Annotated in this window: 19 protein-coding genes and 1 pseudogene; 19 read left to right on the top strand and 1 reads right to left on the bottom strand. The window is 38.6% G+C overall.

The window, feature by feature from the left end:
• The first annotated feature begins 10 nt into the window (after positions 1–10).
• From QM818_RS04745 to yidD, 19 genes and pseudogenes are all read left to right on the top strand, one after another.
• A complete protein-coding gene (locus tag QM818_RS04745; RefSeq protein WP_020903094.1) occupies positions 11–904 on the top strand; it encodes an ABC transporter permease in 894 nt (297 codons plus the stop codon).
• A 12-nt stretch (positions 905–916) separates the two neighbouring features.
• On the top strand, positions 917–1,720 hold the full coding sequence (locus QM818_RS04740) for an ABC transporter ATP-binding protein (RefSeq protein ID WP_414299978.1): 804 nt from the start codon (positions 917–919) through the stop codon (positions 1,718–1,720).
• Between the two features lie 639 nt (positions 1,721–2,359).
• Positions 2,360–3,103, top strand: coding sequence for a gamma-glutamyl-gamma-aminobutyrate hydrolase family protein (locus QM818_RS04735; protein WP_414299986.1), 744 nt, complete (start codon positions 2,360–2,362; stop codon positions 3,101–3,103).
• A gap of 13 nt (positions 3,104–3,116) precedes the next feature.
• Positions 3,117–4,490, top strand: a pseudogene (locus QM818_RS04730) (APC family permease); the annotation flags it as partial.
• Positions 4,467–4,883 (top strand): Rid family detoxifying hydrolase, encoded by a 417-nt coding sequence (locus QM818_RS04725; RefSeq protein WP_414299985.1) that lies wholly within the window; start codon positions 4,467–4,469, stop codon positions 4,881–4,883. The pseudogene QM818_RS04730 and the gene QM818_RS04725, both read left to right, overlap by 24 nt.
• Positions 4,880–6,019 carry a trans-sulfuration enzyme family protein gene (locus tag QM818_RS04720; protein WP_414299977.1) on the top strand — a complete coding sequence of 380 codons (1,140 nt, stop codon included), beginning with the start codon at positions 4,880–4,882 and terminating at the stop codon, positions 6,017–6,019. Before QM818_RS04725 ends, QM818_RS04720 begins: the two co-directional genes overlap by 4 nt.
• A gap of 83 nt (positions 6,020–6,102) precedes the next feature.
• Positions 6,103–7,503: a dipeptidase PepV gene (pepV, locus tag QM818_RS04715; RefSeq protein ID WP_414299976.1), complete on the top strand. Its 1,401-nt coding sequence runs from the start codon at positions 6,103–6,105 to the stop codon at positions 7,501–7,503.
• A gap of 78 nt (positions 7,504–7,581) precedes the next feature.
• Positions 7,582–8,250: a helix-turn-helix transcriptional regulator gene (locus QM818_RS04710; RefSeq protein WP_414299975.1), complete on the top strand. Its 669-nt coding sequence runs from the start codon at positions 7,582–7,584 to the stop codon at positions 8,248–8,250.
• A 21-nt stretch (positions 8,251–8,271) separates the two neighbouring features.
• On the top strand, positions 8,272–8,925 hold the full coding sequence (locus QM818_RS04705) for a trimeric intracellular cation channel family protein (RefSeq protein ID WP_414299974.1): 654 nt from the start codon (positions 8,272–8,274) through the stop codon (positions 8,923–8,925).
• Positions 8,926–9,588: 663 nt separating this feature from the next.
• Positions 9,589–9,837, top strand: a complete 249-nt coding sequence (locus QM818_RS04700) for a YneF family protein (protein ID WP_000364990.1) — start codon at positions 9,589–9,591, stop codon at positions 9,835–9,837.
• 199 nt (positions 9,838–10,036) lie between these two features.
• Positions 10,037–10,831, top strand: a complete 795-nt coding sequence (racE, locus tag QM818_RS04695; RefSeq protein WP_000370376.1) for a glutamate racemase — start codon at positions 10,037–10,039, stop codon at positions 10,829–10,831.
• On the top strand, positions 10,789–11,799 hold the full coding sequence (locus tag QM818_RS04690; RefSeq protein ID WP_414299973.1) for a nucleoside-triphosphate diphosphatase: 1,011 nt from the start codon (positions 10,789–10,791) through the stop codon (positions 11,797–11,799). Before racE ends, QM818_RS04690 begins: the two co-directional genes overlap by 43 nt.
• On the top strand, positions 11,775–12,296 hold the full coding sequence (locus QM818_RS04685; RefSeq protein ID WP_001118952.1) for a metallophosphoesterase: 522 nt from the start codon (positions 11,775–11,777) through the stop codon (positions 12,294–12,296). Before QM818_RS04690 ends, QM818_RS04685 begins: the two co-directional genes overlap by 25 nt.
• Positions 12,293–12,754 carry a cyclic-di-AMP-binding protein CbpB gene (gene cbpB / locus QM818_RS04680; protein ID WP_020903098.1) on the top strand — a complete coding sequence of 154 codons (462 nt, stop codon included), beginning with the start codon at positions 12,293–12,295 and terminating at the stop codon, positions 12,752–12,754. Before QM818_RS04685 ends, cbpB begins: the two co-directional genes overlap by 4 nt.
• A complete protein-coding gene (xerD, locus tag QM818_RS04675; protein ID WP_414299972.1) occupies positions 12,751–13,485 on the top strand; it encodes a site-specific tyrosine recombinase XerD in 735 nt (244 codons plus the stop codon). The genes cbpB and xerD overlap by 4 nt, the downstream gene beginning before the upstream one ends.
• Complete coding sequence (locus QM818_RS04670) at positions 13,485–14,213, top strand: segregation/condensation protein A (protein WP_261031659.1); 729 nt, start codon at positions 13,485–13,487, stop codon at positions 14,211–14,213. The genes xerD and QM818_RS04670 overlap by 1 nt, the downstream gene beginning before the upstream one ends.
• 18 nt (positions 14,214–14,231) lie before the next feature.
• Entirely contained in the window at positions 14,232–14,801 is a 570-nt protein-coding gene (gene scpB, locus QM818_RS04665) for an SMC-Scp complex subunit ScpB (protein WP_261031658.1), read from the top strand.
• Positions 14,788–15,510 carry a pseudouridine synthase gene (locus tag QM818_RS04660; protein ID WP_261031656.1) on the top strand — a complete coding sequence of 241 codons (723 nt, stop codon included), beginning with the start codon at positions 14,788–14,790 and terminating at the stop codon, positions 15,508–15,510. Before scpB ends, QM818_RS04660 begins: the two co-directional genes overlap by 14 nt.
• The gene (gene yidD / locus QM818_RS04655) at positions 15,510–15,752 is read left to right on the top strand and encodes a membrane protein insertion efficiency factor YidD (RefSeq protein WP_261081334.1); all 243 of its coding nucleotides are present in this window, start codon (positions 15,510–15,512) and stop codon (positions 15,750–15,752) included. The genes QM818_RS04660 and yidD overlap by 1 nt, the downstream gene beginning before the upstream one ends.
• 129 nt (positions 15,753–15,881) lie before the next feature.
• Here the strand turns inward: yidD and QM818_RS04650 are convergent.
• Positions 15,882–16,724 (bottom strand): ISL3 family transposase (locus tag QM818_RS04650; protein WP_414299971.1); only part of this gene is annotated, 843 nt, incomplete at its 5' end.

Genomic DNA, 16,724 nt, shown 5'->3' with positions numbered 1-16,724 from the left:
GAGGTTTGAGATGAATTTTGTATTATCTAGTTTATCAGAAGGTTTGCTATGGTCGATTATGGCTATTGGGGTCTACTTGACTTTCCGTATTTTGGATATTGCAGATATGACTGCTGAAGGAGCCTTTCCTCTGGGGGCAGCAGTCGTTGTATCTCAGATACAGGCAGGGACAAATCCTTGGATTGCGACCTTACTTGCTTTGCTGGCAGGTATGGTAGCAGGTCTTGTATCAGGAATGCTTCACACCAAGATGAAAATTCCAGCTCTCTTGACAGGGATTGTGACCTTGACAGGGCTTTATTCCATCAATATTAAAATCATGGGAAGTGTGCCCAATCTTTCCTTGGGAGATTCTTCGACTGTCTTTAAACAGTTGGCGAGCTTAGGACTGACAAATGAAGAAGCTGTTTTCTCACTCAGTTTAGCTTGTCTCTTACTTGTTTGTTTGGTCTTGACTCTTTTGATGAAAACAGAGATTGGCTTGGTCTTGCGTTCGACTGGGGACAATATTCCGATGAGTGAGGCCAATGGGGTCAATGTAGACACGATGAAGATTGTTGGTTACATGATTTCAAATGGCTTGATTGCCCTATGTGGTTCCTTGTTTGCCCAAAATGATGGATTTTCAGATGTGACTTCTGGGACAGGAACTATCGTTGTTGGTTTGAGTGCAGTCATTATTGCGGAAGTCTTGATTCACGACTTGACCATTGGAGGCCGCTTGTTATCCATCGGAATTGGTGCTATTGTTTACCGTTTGATTATTTTAAATATCTATGAAATTCCAAATCTAGATCAAAACCTAGTTCGTCTCTTTAATGCAATCTTGCTTGCCTTGGTTTTATTTGCGCCAGAATTGCAAAAGAGATTAAAGATTCGTGGTCTGAAATTGAGAAATGAATAGGAGGAGAAAGTTATGGCAAGTTTGTTAACACTTGAAAATATTCACAAAACATTTGAAGCAGGGACGGTCAATGAGAACCATGTCCTCAAAGGATTAGATTTAGAGGTTGAAGAGGGAGATTTTATCTCTGTAATTGGTGGAAATGGAGCAGGGAAATCCACTTTGATGAATATCTTGGCTGGTAATTTATCTGTGGATGAAGGGGACCTTTTATTGGCAGGCAAATCCATTAAAAATCTGAGTGTAAGAAAGAGAGCCAAGGATATCGCCCGAGTTTTTCAAGATTCTAAGATGGGAACAGCTTCTCGTTTGACGATTGAGGAGAATATGGCTATTGCCTTGAGACGCGGGCAGAAGAGAGGGCTTGGTTGGGGCGTGAAGGAGAAGGATAGAATCCAGTTCCAAGAGGCCTTGAAGGAGTTGAATATTGGCCTTGAAAACCGCTTAAAAGTAGATACTCAATACCTCTCAGGAGGGCAAAGACAGGCCTTGACCCTAGTCATGGCAGCTCTGGTGAAACCCAAACTTTTGCTTTTGGATGAACATACTGCGGCCCTTGACCCTAAAACGAGTCAAATGGTGATGGATTTGACGCAAAAAATTGTGGAACACCATCAGTTGACGACTTTGATGATTACCCACGATATGAACCATGCTATTGAGTACGGCAATCGTCTCATTATGCTCTATCAAGGCAAGATAGTGGTGGATGTAAAAGGAGAAGAGAAAAAGCATCTGACAGTCGAAGATCTCATGCATCTATTCCAGAAAAATAGTGGCCAGAGTCTAGTCAGTGATGAATTGGTTTTGGGGTAAATAAAAAGGCTGAGATCCAGTGTCTCAGTCTTTTATTTCTTGCGATGCTCATGTTGTACATCTGAGTCGGAAGTTCTCCGTGAGCACCTGCTACCGGTGAACCCAATAGTGACTCTCAAGCCTGATGCTGGAAATAATAATCGTCAGATGAAGGGATAGAAAAATCGTGTCTATAGGAACAGAAGTGTGATAGTAAGGTATATATAGTGTATAAGGTGGCTCAGAAATCTAAAGTATTTAAACATTTTCGTAGTAGTGATGAAGATTATGTAACGATAACGTGGGAAAGAAATGTTCATATTAAGCGAAAATCAAAGAATAAACTAGAAAGGATAAGATCTGAATTAGACCTTATCTTTTTTGTGATACAGTGGATTGGAATAAAATATGAGCAAATCGATTAGGAAAAGAATATTAATTTATAGAAATATTTTAGCAGCTGTATCGTACTATTCTAGTTTCAAACCACCATATCTAAAACTATTTCAACAAAAAATTATATTTTTTTATAAAAAAATATAATTTTTTGTTGAAAACGGATTCTTTTTGTTGTATAATGAAATTGTAAATGAGTTATAAAATTTTATAATAAAATAAAAAATATTTTCAAAAAAGGGGGTCTATCTTATGGTAAATAAGATGCCGATAGTTGGAATCTCAGGTAGTGTTATGATAGATCAGGGAGGAATGTTTCCTGGTTATCATAGAAGCTATGTCAATGAAGATTATGTTAATTCTGTAATTCAAAATGGTGGGATACCTGTTATTATACCTGTATCAGATGTCACTGAAGTTTTAGATAGTTATATTGATAAAATTGACGCATTGATCTTATCTGGTGGTCACGATGTTTGTTCTATGAATTATAACGAAGAGCCTTGTCCTAAGATGGGAGATATATTTCCAGAAAGAGATAAGTTTGATTTTGCCTTGTTAGAACGTGCAGAAAAAAAACGCATCCCTATTCTTGGTATCTGTCGTGGAGCACAGGTTATTAATGTTTATCATGGGGGGTCTCTTTATCAAGATGTCTCAATGTGTGATACAGCAGCCGTAAAACATTGGCAAGGGCACTTCCCAGAGCAAGTTACTCATTCAGTAGATGTTGTTGATGATTCATTGTTACATAGGATTGTAAAAGTGAATAGAGTGATGGTTAACTCATTTCATCATCAAATTATGAAAAATGTAGCATCTGATTTTAATGTTGTGGCTAGAGCCTCGGATGGTGTTGTAGAAGCAATTGAACATAAGGATTACCCGATGTTAATTGGGGTACAATGGCATCCTGAAATGATGCACAAGAAATCAATGCAAATGAACTTGTTATTTAGTGCATTGATTAATAATTCACGTAAAGATTGTCAAATGTGTGAAATTTAATAGGAGAAAAATAATGAAAAAAAAGCTAGGATTTTATTCGATTGTCCTTCTGACAATTAACTCTATTATTGGTACGGGAATTTTCCTTTCTCCTGGTGGGGTTGTAGCTAAAGCAGGAGATAAGGCGCTTATCATTTATATTATGGCAGCGATATTTGCATCAGTTTTAGCAGTAACGTTCGCATCAGCGGCTAAGTATGTTTCCAAAGGTGGAGCTTCTTATGCTTATGCTAAAGCTGCATTTGGAGACAACATCGGCTTCTATGTAGGGATTACTCGCTACATTGCAGCAAGTATTGCTTGGGGTGTAATGGGAACTGCGGTAGTTAAAACAGTTCTTAATATGTTTGGATTTGATAATGGTAATTTGACTTACGTTACAATTGGGTTCGTTATACTAATGGGAATCCTTCTTGTAATCAATTTATTGGGAACACGTTTGTTTGAGCTTATCAATAACTTGTCTACTATTGGTAAAGTAGGAGCTCTTGTTACAACTATTCTCGTAGGATTAGCAATTGTGTTATTTACTGGTGTTAATGAATTTGATACAATTAAAAATCTGACTGATAGCACTGGGGCTAAGTTGGGCGAAAATATGGATATTTCAGCTTACGTAATGGCAGTTATTGCAGCATTTTATGCCTTCACTGGTTTTGAAAGTGTGGCCTGTGGTGCTCAAGATATGGAAGAACCAGAGAAAAATCTTCCAAAGGCAATTCCATTGGCAATTGGGATAATAGCTGTTATCTATCTAGGTATTGTTGGGACAGCTATGATGATTAATCCATCTGCTATTGTGACGACAAAAGAAGTAGTAGCACTTGCAGCAGTATTCTCAAATCCAATTATTCGTACAATCATTCTTGTAGGTGCTTTGGTTTCTATGTTTGGTATAAACGTAGCTGCATCATTCCACACTCCACGTATCTTGGAAGCAATGGCAATGCAAAATCAAGTTCCAGAATGGTTTAAAGTTAGAACTAGCAAAGATTTTCCGCTTCGTGCATTTTTAGTGACAATTGGAGCAGCAATCTTACTTCCTATGGCATTCCAATATAATATGACTAGTATTATTGTTCTAAGTTCAATTTCACGTTTTATCCAATTTATCATAGTTCCTCTGGCTGTTATGGTATTCTACTTTGGAAAACAAAAAGAAGAAATTGTTGCAAGTGCTAAGAAGAGCTTTGTATTTGATGTTATCGTTCCATTCTTTGGATGTATCTTAACAGTAATTTTATTATACAAATTTAACTGGGCATCACAATTTACAATCGTAAGTAAATCAGGAGATGTATCATTGAATACATTTGCTATCGTAGCAATGATTATTGGTTACCTTGTTTTACCAGTAGGATTGATGATTTGGAGAAATGTAAAAGAAAAGAGGCATAAAATGAAACGATTAAGTAGTGAAAAAATTCCAGCAGCAGTAGGTAGTTATTCCCCAGCAACACTTGTAGGTAACCTTATTTTTACATCAGGTCAACTACCAATTAACCGTTCAACGGGGAAAATCGATGAAGATACTATTGAATGGCAAGTAAGTCAGTCTCTTAACAATATCAAATCGATTTTAGAAGATAATCATTCCTCTATGGATAAGATTGTCAAAACAACTGTTTATTTGAGTAATATTACTGATTTTAAAGCGTTCAATGAGGTTTATCAAGCTTTCTTTAACGGAGATTATCCAGCACGTACAGCATTCCAAGTTGGAGCTCTTCCAATGGGGGCTTTGGTAGAAATTGAAGCGATTGCGGAGGTAGAAGAATGAGAGAAAATACCAAGCTATTACATGGCTATAAAGTATTAGATACTTATACTGGTGCTGCCTCTATTCCTATCTACCAAACATCAACTTTTCATAACAAACATCTCTATGACGATAGTCAAGAATACTTGTACACTCGTTTTTCAAATCCAACAGTAGACGCACTTGAAGATGGGTTTAGAAGTCTAGAGGATTCAAAATATGCCCTTAGTTTTTCATCAGGTATGGCTGCGATATCCAATGTATTAATGTTACTTAATGCTGGAGAGCATGTTATCTTACCTAAAGAGGTATACGGGGGTACATGTCAGTTTGTAAATAATCTCCTTCCAAAATACAAGATTGAATACACTTTTGTAGATATGGCTGACATAGAGTCAGTAGAAAAAGCCATACGTGAGAATACTCGTATGATATATCTTGAAACTCCATCAAATCCACTTTTAAAAGTTTGCGATATTAAAAAGATTGTGGCATTAGCTAAGGAGCATGATTTGGTTACTGTGGCTGATAATACCTTTATGACATCTTTAGCGCAAGAACCTCTAAAACTCGGAGTTGATATAGTAGTTGAAAGTGTTACTAAATTTATAAATGGACATAGTGATGTCATTGCAGGTCTTGTTGCTACTAATTGTGAAACATACTATCAAGAATTAAAATTGTTCCAAAAGAACTTTGGGGGAATCCTTGGAGTTGAAGATGCTTGGTTAATCATGCGTGGTATGAAAACAATGGGAATACGTATGGACCATGCAGTTAAGAATGCCCAAAAATTGGCTGAATTTTTGCAAAATCATCCAAGGGTGAAACATGTTTACTATCCTGGATTAAAGGATCATCCGAATCATGAAGTACATATGGGTCAATCAAAAAATGGTGGAGCAGTACTATCGTTTGAATTGTCTTCAAAAGAAGAATTGATTGCTTTTACTGAAAAAATTCGTATTCCTATCTTGGCAGTTAGTCTTGGTGGAGTTGAATCTATTCTTTCTCATCCAGCAACAATGTCTCATGCCTGCCTTAGTCCAGAAGAAAGATTGGAGCAAGGTGTAGTGGATGGCTTATTAAGACTCTCTTGTGGTATTGAGAATATCGAGGATTTAATCGAAGATTTCAAACAAGCATTGGAAAGCTAAAGAACTAACACAAAATTTTACAATATCATTTGTATTGAATCTGTAAAATTTTGTGTTTTTCTTTTAATTATGGAGGTATAAAGATGGAAACTATTAATTGGAAAAATGTAGTGGAAGATAGAAAAGAAGATCTTCTAAATGATATTGAACGCTTGCTTCGTATCAATTCGGTAAAAGGTGATCCGGTTGATGGTGCCCCACTTGGAGAAGGACCCAAACAAGCGATTGATGAAATCAAAAAAATGGGTTCTGAAGCCGGTTTTAAGGTAAATGATTACGGACCGCTTGTTACTCGTATTGACTGGGGAGAAACTGGGGAGCCTTTTGGAGTTTTAGGTCATGTAGATGTAGTTCCTGTGGGAACTGGTTGGGATAGTAATCCATTTGAACCTACCTATAAGGACGGTAAATTAATTGCTCGAGGTAGTTTGGATGATAAAGGTCCCCTAGTTTGTGCTTTTTTTGCTATGAAGTTGTTGAAGGAACGTGGTTATCTTCCCAAAAGGAAACTACAACTGATTGTAGGCAGTGATGAGGAAACAAATTGGGAATGTTTGAATTATTATAAAACTATTGAAAAACTTCCAAGGGAAGGTTTCGTTCCAGATGCTTATTTTCCAGTGGTTAATGGAGAAAAAGGTATAATTCACTTTACGATAGAAGAGGGGAAAGATGACTCTCAAACTGGGACTTATTGTTTAGTAGAATTTAAGAGTGGAACTAAAGAAAATATGGTTCCGGGTCTAGCGGAAGCCCGTCTAAAAGGGGGAGCTAAATCAGATATTACCGACAGCTTCCAAAAATTTTTAGTAGAGCACCCAAATGTATCTGGGCAAGTAGATCAGAATGATGAAGAACTAAAGATTACTCTATATGGTAAATCTGCCCATGGTTCAACCCCAAGTAAAGGTGTAAATGCTGCGACTTATTTAGCTAAGTTTTTAAGTCAGCATCCTGTTAAAAATGGGAAGTCTTTTTTAAGTCATATGGGAGAATCTTTTCATGAAACAACTGATGGTAAAAATTTAGGTATTAACCATCAATCAGAAATAGGTGAATTGACTTTTAATGTGGGAATTGCAAATTATGATTGTAGTTCAGGAGGGAGAATAGTAACTGACATCCGTTTTCCATTCAGTCAGTCATCTAGTGAAATTAAATCGCATTTAGAAGAGTATTTTGAAGATGAAGATTTGCATATTGTCGTTAAGAAAGATCCACATTTTGTATCGCCAGATACTAAGTTAGTGAAAACTCTTTTAAAAATTTATGAAAATCAAACTGGTGATAAAGGATATACAAAGGTTATAGGTGGATCAACGTATGCAAGTTTGTTGTCAGAAGGAGTTGCATTCGGAGCATTATTTCCTAGTACAGAAGATACCATGCATCAAGCCAATGAGTTTATTCCGGTCAATGACTTAGTATTAATTACAGCTATCTATGCTCAAGCATTATTCGAACTAATTTGTAAAGCTGAATAAGCGTTTCAAATATTTGTAAAATTAATTCTAATATGATAGACTTTACGAAAAATGCATTAGATAGAGATAGGAAGTAAAATGAATAAGGATCTAAAAATATATATCCCTTTAATCAATTTTTTGGCAACTGTTCTAGGAAATGATACAGAAGTCGTTCTACAAGATTTTACGAATGGTTTTGATCATTCCTTAGTCTATATTAAAAATAATTTATCAAATAGGAAAATAGGGTCACCTGCGACTGATTTTGTTTTAGATATTGTCAGAAATAAAATTTACATTGAGTGTGATTATTTAGTAAATTATCGGAGCAGAACTTATTCAGGTAAAAATCTATATTCTTCAAGCTATTTTATTAAAGATGAACTCAATGAATTAGTTGGGATGATTTGTATAAATAGTGATAAATCTAAAATGATATCTCTAAAAAAATTTTTTGAATCAGGAATATCTATCATTGATGAAAATCTACTCGGTGATAAAGATAAAACATCTACAGATGAAACTATAGTAGAAAACTTTAATCAGTCAGTTGATTCGTTAATAGATGATTTGATTTTGAAAGAAACAAATGGGAAAGACTTATCACAATATAAATTAAGTAAATCGGAAAAAATTTCAATAGTTCAAGTACTAGATGCAAAAGGTTGTTTTGAATTTAAAGATTCTATTTCAAAAGTTGCTTCTATATTTCAAATGTCAGAAGTTAGTATATATAAATACCTTCAAGAAGTCAGAAAGGGTTAATAAAATAATTGAGGAGTAAAAATGGACTTTGACTTATTCCTTTTAGTATGTAATTATGTTGGAACGATTGCATTTGCAGCATCTGGTGCTATAAAAGGTTTTGATAAACATCTGGATATTTTTGGTATTAGTTTGTTGGCTATTGTCACAGCTGTTGGGGGTGGTATTTTACGTGATTCGATAATAAGTAGATTTCCTTCGGCACTTCTTGATCCCAGTTCGATTTATCTTGCGATATTTGTTGCGGTTATGATGTATATTTTTGTTGTTTTAAATCGTTCAAATTATGCCTATAATTCAGAAACTTATAGATGGTTACGCGAAGCCTACTTAGTCTTCGATGCGATTGGTTTAATTATATTTTCTTTAATTGGACCTACAGTTTTAATCGAAACTAAACTCAATTTAATGTCAGCTGGATTATTGGCATGTTTAACTGGGGCTGGCGGGGGTATAATAAGAGACTTATTAATCAATGAGGTTCCTAGTGTCTTGAAAGAGGATATCTATGCATTATTATCTTTTGGTGTAGGGATTTCGTACTATAGTTTGACCCATTTTATAGGTTTTTCTAGAATTTCGACGTTTATAATAATCTTCATTTTAGGTTCTATTGTTAGGATGATTATTATTCGATTTAGATTATCTTTACCAAATATGGAGAATAGAGGATAAAGTTAAGTACCAAGTGCTCTTTAGTGTAGTGTTTATTATGTTTGTTCTTCTTTAGTATTAATTGTTGTCTTATTAGACTTGTTCGATAACTATTTGAAGCAAGATTAGCTGGTTAGAAATTGAATTTTTAATGTTCCAACTAGCCATCAGTTTTTGCATGTTTAAATTAGTTTAAATAATCCATAATAACACCTATAGATTGTAGTTGAAAAGATTCAACAAGATACCGAACAAGTCTATTCTAGTTGACTTAATTTGATGACTTAATTTTAAATACTTATAATTATCAGTGTTATTTATTATTTATGTAATTGCAATGGATAATAAGTTTTCTTATTCTAAACGAAAGTTTAATGAGTTAGATGCCGGCCAAGGAAATAATTTTCTTCTCTTTTGTTTTATTGTTCCTATATTAATTTTATAGAATGCATTTATTTGATTTTAAATAACAAGACAAGAGAAGTATCTGAAAAAATTCTACTCAAACCCTATCAAACACTGGCTATCTATGTAAATTAAACGCAGAAAGGAGCCCTCTTTCATAGAAATCTGGGGCTCCTTTTTTGTTGTCTATTACCCTTCTTGAAAGCGTAAAACAAACTAGTCAGGGGGGTTAGTTTGTGGTATAATGAAAGAGACTCAAAAAGAAACAGGAGAAATATGATGGATTTACTATTAGCAATTGTATTGATTGTGCTAGCTTTTCTAGGAGGAGCTCTTGGAGGAATGTATTTGGTTCGTAAGCAAATCGAAAAAGAATTTGCTGACAACCCACGTTTGAATGCTGAAGCAGTTCGTACTCTTTTGAGTGCAAATGGTCAAAAACCAAGCGAAGCCAAGGTGCAACAAGTTTATCACCAAATCATCCGCCAACAAAAAGCAGCCCTTGCTAACAATAAAAAGAAAAAATAAATAAGGAAAAGTCTGGGATGAAAGTTCCAGACTTCTCACTATGTTGGCTATGGTTTAGGGATGAGACTTTTTCCTTGCATTCTATTGATATTTGATTATGATTAAGAGAGATAGTTGTTGATTAGGATGTCATTCAGTTCATAAGGATAAATAATCATAATGAACTATCAATCAGAAAAAAGACTAGAAAGAAGACTGTATGGATAATCGACCAATTGGTTTTTTGGATTCGGGTGTCGGGGGCTTGACCGTTGTGCGCGAGCTCATGCGCCAGCTTCCCCATGAAGAAATCGTCTATATTGGAGATTCGGCACGGGCGCCTTACGGGCCCCGTCCTGCTGAGCAAATTCGTGAATATACTTGGCAGTTGGTCAACTTTCTTTTGACCAAGGATGTCAAAATGATTGTCATTGCTTGTAATACTGCGACTGCAGTCGTCTGGGAAGAAATTAAGGCTCAACTAGACATTCCTGTTCTAGGTGTGATTTTGCCAGGAGCTTCAGCAGCCATCAAGTCCAGCCAAGGTGGGAAAATCGGAGTGATTGGAACACCCATGACGGTACAATCAGACATCTACCGTCAGAAAATCCATGATTTGGATCCGGACTTACAGGTGGAGAGTTTGGCCTGTCCCAAGTTTGCTCCCTTGGTGGAGTCTGGTGCTCTGTCAACCAGCGTCACCAAGAAAGTAGTCTATGAAACCCTGCGTCCCTTGGTTGGAAAGGTGGATAGTCTGATTTTGGGTTGTACCCATTATCCACTCCTCAGACCCATTATTCAAAATGTCATGGGACCCAAGGTTCAGCTCATTGATAGTGGGGCAGAGTGCGTACGGGACATCTCAGTCTTACTCAATTATTTTGAAATCAATCGTGGTCGCGATGCTGGACCACTTCATCACCGTTTTTACACAACAGCCAGCAGCCAAAGTTTTGCACAAATTGGTGAAGAATGGCTGGAAAAAGAGATTCATGTGGAGCATGTAGAATTATGACAAATAAAATTTATGAATACAAGGATGAACAGGACTGGTATGTCGGGTCCTATGGTATTTTTGGTGGCGTCCGGACGTTGATGGATGATGACTTGGATTTTCCTCTATTAGAGTTTGCCCAAAGATTTCGAGATGAGGATCGAGGTTTTCCTATTTCTGTGATTGTTTTACGCTATGGTTCTCTCTACCGTTTATGGTCTTTTGTGGTAGATATCCTCAACCAAGAAATGGGACGAAATTTGGAAATTATACAACGTCAGGGGGCTTTTCTCTTAGTTGAAAATGGGCAACTCCTGCATGTAGAATTGCCTAAAGAAGGTGTTGATGTTCAAGACTTCTTTGAAACTAATAAGGTCAGAGAAACCTTGTTGATTGCGACTCGTAACGAAGGCAAGACCAAGGAATTCCGAGCTATCTTTGATAAGTTAGGCTACGATGTGGAAAATCTCAATGACTATCCTGACCTGCCTGAAGTAGCAGAAACAGGCATGACCTTTGAAGAAAATGCCCGTCTCAAGGCAGAAACCATTTCTCAATTAACGGGCAAGATGGTTCTTGCAGACGATTCTGGACTTAAAGTTGATGTTTTGGGAGGTTTGCCTGGTGTCTGGTCGGCTCGTTTTGCAGGCGTCGGAGCAACTGACCGTGAAAACAATGCCAAACTCTTGCACGAATTGGCCATGGTCTTTGAACTCAAGGATCGTTCGGCTCAGTTCCACACAACCCTAGTCGTAGCCAGTCCAAACAAGGAAAGTTTGGTTGTTGAAGCTGACTGGCCAGGCTACATTAACTTTGAACCTAAGGGTGAAAATGGCTTTGGCTATGACCCTCTCTTCCTTGTAGGGGAGACAGGTAAGTCCTCAGCTGAATTAACCCTTGAAGAAAAAAATAGTCAATCTCACCGTGCCTTAGCCGTTAAGAAACTTTTGGAGGTATTTCCATCATGGCAAAGCAAACCATCATTGTAATGAGCGATTCTCATGGCGATAGCTTGATTGTGGAAGAAATCCGTGATCGCTATGTAGGCAAAGTTGATGCCGTTTTTCATAACGGCGATTCTGAACTGCGTCCTGATTCCCCACTTTGGGAGGGAATCCGTGTAGTTAAAGGGAACATGGACTTCTACGCTGGCTATCCAGAACGTTTGGTGACTGAGCTTGGTTCGACCAAGATTATCCAAACTCATGGACACTTGTTTGACATTAATTTCAACTTTCAAAAGTTGGACTACTGGGCTCAGGAGGAAGAGGCTGATATCTGTCTCTATGGTCACTTGCATGTGCCAAGTGCTTGGATGGAAGGCAAAACCCTCTTTCTAAATCCAGGCTCTATCAGTCAACCACGTGGTACTATCAGAGAATGTCTCTATGCTCGTGTGGAGATTGATGACAGTTATTTCAAAGTGGACTTTTTGACACGAGACCATGAGGTGTATCCGGGCTTGTCCAAGGAGTTTAGCCGATGATTGCCAAGGAGTTTGAGACTTTCTTGTTGGGGCAGGAGGAAACATTTTTGACTCCTGCTAAAAATCTGGCTGTGTTGATTGATACCCACAATGCGGATCACGCTACCCTCTTGCTCAGTCAGATGACCTATACCCGTGTTCCTGTTGTGACAGATGAAAAACAGTTTGTTGGGACGATTGGGCTCAGAGATATTATGGCTTATCAGATGGAGCATGACTTGAGTCAAGAAATCATGGCAGATACGGATATCGTTCATATGACGAGAACGGACGTAGCGGTCGTCTCGCCTGATTTTACCATTACGGAGGTCTTGCACAAGTTGGTAGATGAGTCCTTCTTGCCAGTTGTGGATGCGTCAGGGATTTTCCAAGGAATTATCACTCGCAAATCTATCCTCAAGGCAGTCAATGCCCTCTTGCATGACTTTAGTAAGGAATATGAGATTCGATGCAAATGAGAGACAGGATTTCAACCTTTTTAGAGGAAAAGCAGGGTTTGTCTGCCAATTCCAAGCAGTCCTATAAGTATGATTTGGAGCAATTTTTAGACATTGTGGGCGAGCGGATTTCGGAGACTAGTCTCAAGATTTACCAAGCCCAGCTAGCCAATCTAAAAATCAGCGCCCAGAAGCGAAAGATTTCGGCCTGTAACCAATTTCTCTACTTTCTCTATCAAAAAGGAGAGGTGGACAGCTTTTATCGCTTGGAATTAGCCAAACAAGCTGAAAAGAAGACCGAAAAACCAGAACTGTTAGACTTAGCCTCTTTTTGGCAGGAAAGTAATTATCCAGAAGGACGCTTGCTAGCGCTCTTAATCCTAGAAATAGGACTTTTGCCGAGTGAGATTTTAGCCCTCAAGGTTGCAGATATCAATTTGGACTTTCAAGTGTTGCGAATCAAGAAGGCTTCTCAACAGAGGATTGTCACCATTCCCACAACCTTGCTTTCAGAATTGGAACCATTAATGGGCCAGACCTATCTTTTTGAAAGGGCAGGAAAAGCCTATTCTCGTCAGTGGGCCTTCCGTCAGCTAGAGTCCTTTGTCAAGGAGAAAGGTTTCCCATATCTGTCAGCCCAAGCCTTGCGGGAACAGTTCATTCTACGACAAATTGAAAACAAGGTTGATTTGTACGAAATTGCAAAAAAATTAGGATTAAAAACAGTCCTGACCTTAGAAAAATATAGATAATGGATATTAAATTAAAAGATTTTGAAGGGCCTCTGGACTTACTTTTGCACCTAGTTTCTAAGTACCAGATGGATATTTACGATGTACCCATTACAGAAGTCATCGAACAGTATCTAGCCTATGTCTCAACCCTGCAGGCCATGCGTCTGGAAGTGACGGGTGAGTACATGGTCATGGCCAGTCAGCTCATGTTGATCAAGAGCCGCAAGCTTCTTCCAAAGGTAGCGGAAGTGACAGACTTGGAGGATGACCTAGAGCAGGATCTTCTTTCCCAAATTGAAGAATACCGCAAATTCAAGCTCTTGGGTGAGCACTTGGAAGCCAAGCACCAAGAACGGGCCCAGTACTATTCCAAAGCGCCGACAGAGTTGATTTACGAAGATGCGGAGCTTGTGCATGACAAGACGACCATTGACCTTTTTTTGGCTTTTTCAAATATCCTAGCCAAGAAAAAAGAGGAGTTCTCTCAGAATCACACGACCATCTTGCGGGATGAGTATAAGATTGAGGACATGATGGTTATCGTAAAAGAGTCCTTAACTGGACGAGATCAATTGCGCTTGCAGGATTTGTTTAAGGAAGCCCAGAATCTCCAAGAGGTCATCACCCTCTTTTTGGCAACCCTAGAGTTAATCAAAACCCAGGAGCTGATCCTCGTGCAAGAGGAGAGTTTCGGAGATATCTATCTCATGGAAAAGAAGGAAGAAAGTCAAGTGGCCCAAAGTTAGACTTGATAGAGAGGAAAGATGAGTACTTTAGCAGAAATAGAAGCGCTCTTGTTTGTAGCAGGCGAAGATGGGATTCGAGTCCGTCAGTTGGCTGAACTCCTATCGCTTCCCCCGACAGGCATCCAACAGAGTTTAGAAAAATTAGCCCATAAGTATGAAAAGGACCCAGATTCCAGTTTGGCTCTGATTGAGACAGGGGGCGCTTATAGATTGGTGACCAAGCCTCAATTTGCAGAGATTTTGAAGGAATACTCTAAGGCACCTATCAACCAGAGTTTATCTAGGGCTGCCCTTGAGACCTTGTCCATCATTGCTTACAAGCAACCCATCACACGGATAGAAATTGATGCCATTCGTGGGGTCAACTCGAGTGGGGCCTTAGCAAAGTTGCAGGCCTTTGACTTGATACGAGAAGACGGGAAAAAAGAAGTGTTGGGGCGCCCCAACCTCTATGTGACAACAGATTATTTCCTAGATTATATGGGAATTAACCATCTGGAAGAATTACCAGTGATTGATGAGCTTGAGATTCAAGCCCAAGAAAGCCAATTATTTGGTGAAAGGATAGAAGAAGATGAGAATCAATAAGTATATTGCCCACGCAGGTGTGGCCAGTAGGAGAAAAGCAGAAGAGTTGATCAAGCAAGGCTTGGTGACGGTTAACGGCCAGGTGGTACGTGAACTATCAACGACCATCAAGTCAGGCGACAAGGTAGAAGTTGAAGGTCAACCTATCTACAACGAAGAAAAGGTCTACTATCTGCTTAACAAACCACGCGGTGTCATTTCCAGCGTGACAGATGACAAGGGCCGCAAGACTGTTGTGGACCTCTTGCCCAACGTGAAAGAGCGCATCTACCCTGTAGGTCGTTTGGACTGGGATACATCAGGAGCCTTGATTTTGACCAATGATGGGGATTTTACGGATGAGATGATTCACCCTCGTAATGAGATTGACAAGGTTTATGTCGCGCGTGTTAAAGGTGTGGCCAATAAGGATAATCTCCGCCCCTTGACCCGTGGACTGGAGATTGATGGTAAGAAAACCAAGCCGGCTGTCTATGAGATTCTCAAAGTGGATCCAGTCAAAAACCGCTCTGTGGTGCAGTTGACCATCCATGAAGGGCGTAACCACCAGGTTAAAAAGATGTTTGAAGCTGTCGGTCTTCAAGTAGATAAGTTGTCTCGTACACGTTTTGGACACCTAGACTTGACAGGACTCCGTCCAGGTGAATCCCGTCGTCTTAATAAAAAAGAAATCAGCCAACTACACACCATGGCTGTAACCAAGAAATAATGAAACGAATTTTAATAGCGCCTGTGCGCTTTTACCAACGGTTTATCTCGCCAGCCTTTCCACCCTCTTGTCGCTTTGAGCCGACTTGTTCCAACTACATGATTCAGGCTATTGAAAAACATGGCTTCAAGGGTGTTTTGATGGGCTTGGCTCGGATTTTACGTTGCCATCCCTGGTCGAAAACAGGTAAGGACCACGTCCCAGACCATTTTTCCCTTAAACGGAATCAAGAAGAAAAATGAGGCTAGGTAAAAATATTTTAGTGAAATGATAAAAACGCATCCTATCAGGTTTGAGTGAGCTTGATAGGATGCGTTTTATCATGTCAAAATTTTACGGCTCTTTGTCAACTGTAGTGGGTTGAAGAAAAGCTAAGCTCGAGAAAGGACAAATTTCGTCCTTTCTTTTTTGATGTTGAGAGCGATAAAAATCCGTTTTTTGAAGTTTTCAAAGTTCCGAAAACCAAAGGCATTGCGTTTGATAAGTTTGATGAGATTATTCGTCGCTTCCAATTTTGCGTTGGAATAGGGTAACTGAAGGGCATTGACGATTTTCTCTTTGTCCTTTAGAAAGGTCTTAAAGACAGTCTGAAAAAGAGGATGAACCAGCTTAAGATTGTCCTCAATGAGTCCGAAAAATTTATCTGCCTCCTTGTTCTGAAAGTGAAAGAGTAAGAGCTGATAGACATTGTAGTGGTGTTTCAAGTCTTCTGAATAGCTCAAAAGCTTGTCTAAAATCTCTTTATTGGTTAAGTGCATGCGAAAAGTAGGGCGATAAAATCGCTTATCACTCAGTTTACGGCTATCTTGTTGGATGAGTTTCCAGTAGCGCTTGGTAGCCTTGTATTCATGAGATTTTCGATGAAACTGATTCATGATTTGGACACGCATACGACTCATAGCACGGCTCATGTGTTGGACAATATGGAAACGATCCAACACGATTTTAGCGTTTGGAAAAAGCTGTTTAGCCAAGTCATAGTAAGGGCTAAACATATCCATAGTAATGATTTTCACCTGACAGCGCACGGCTCTATCGTAGCGAAGAAAGTGATTCCGGATGATAGCTTGTGTTCTTCCTTCAAGAACAGTGATGATATTAAGATTATCAAAATTTTGAGCAATAAAACTCATCTTTCCCTTAGAGAAAGCATACTCGTCCCAAGACATAATCTCAGGGAGGTACGAAAAATCAGGCTTAAAACGGAAGTCATT

The sequence above is a fragment of the Streptococcus mitis genome, assembly GCF_047464035.1.
Classification (GTDB): domain Bacteria; phylum Bacillota; class Bacilli; order Lactobacillales; family Streptococcaceae; genus Streptococcus; species Streptococcus mitis_DX.
The sequence above is the reverse complement of the archived record's forward strand: the minus strand, read 5'-3'. Positions and strand labels throughout refer to the sequence as shown.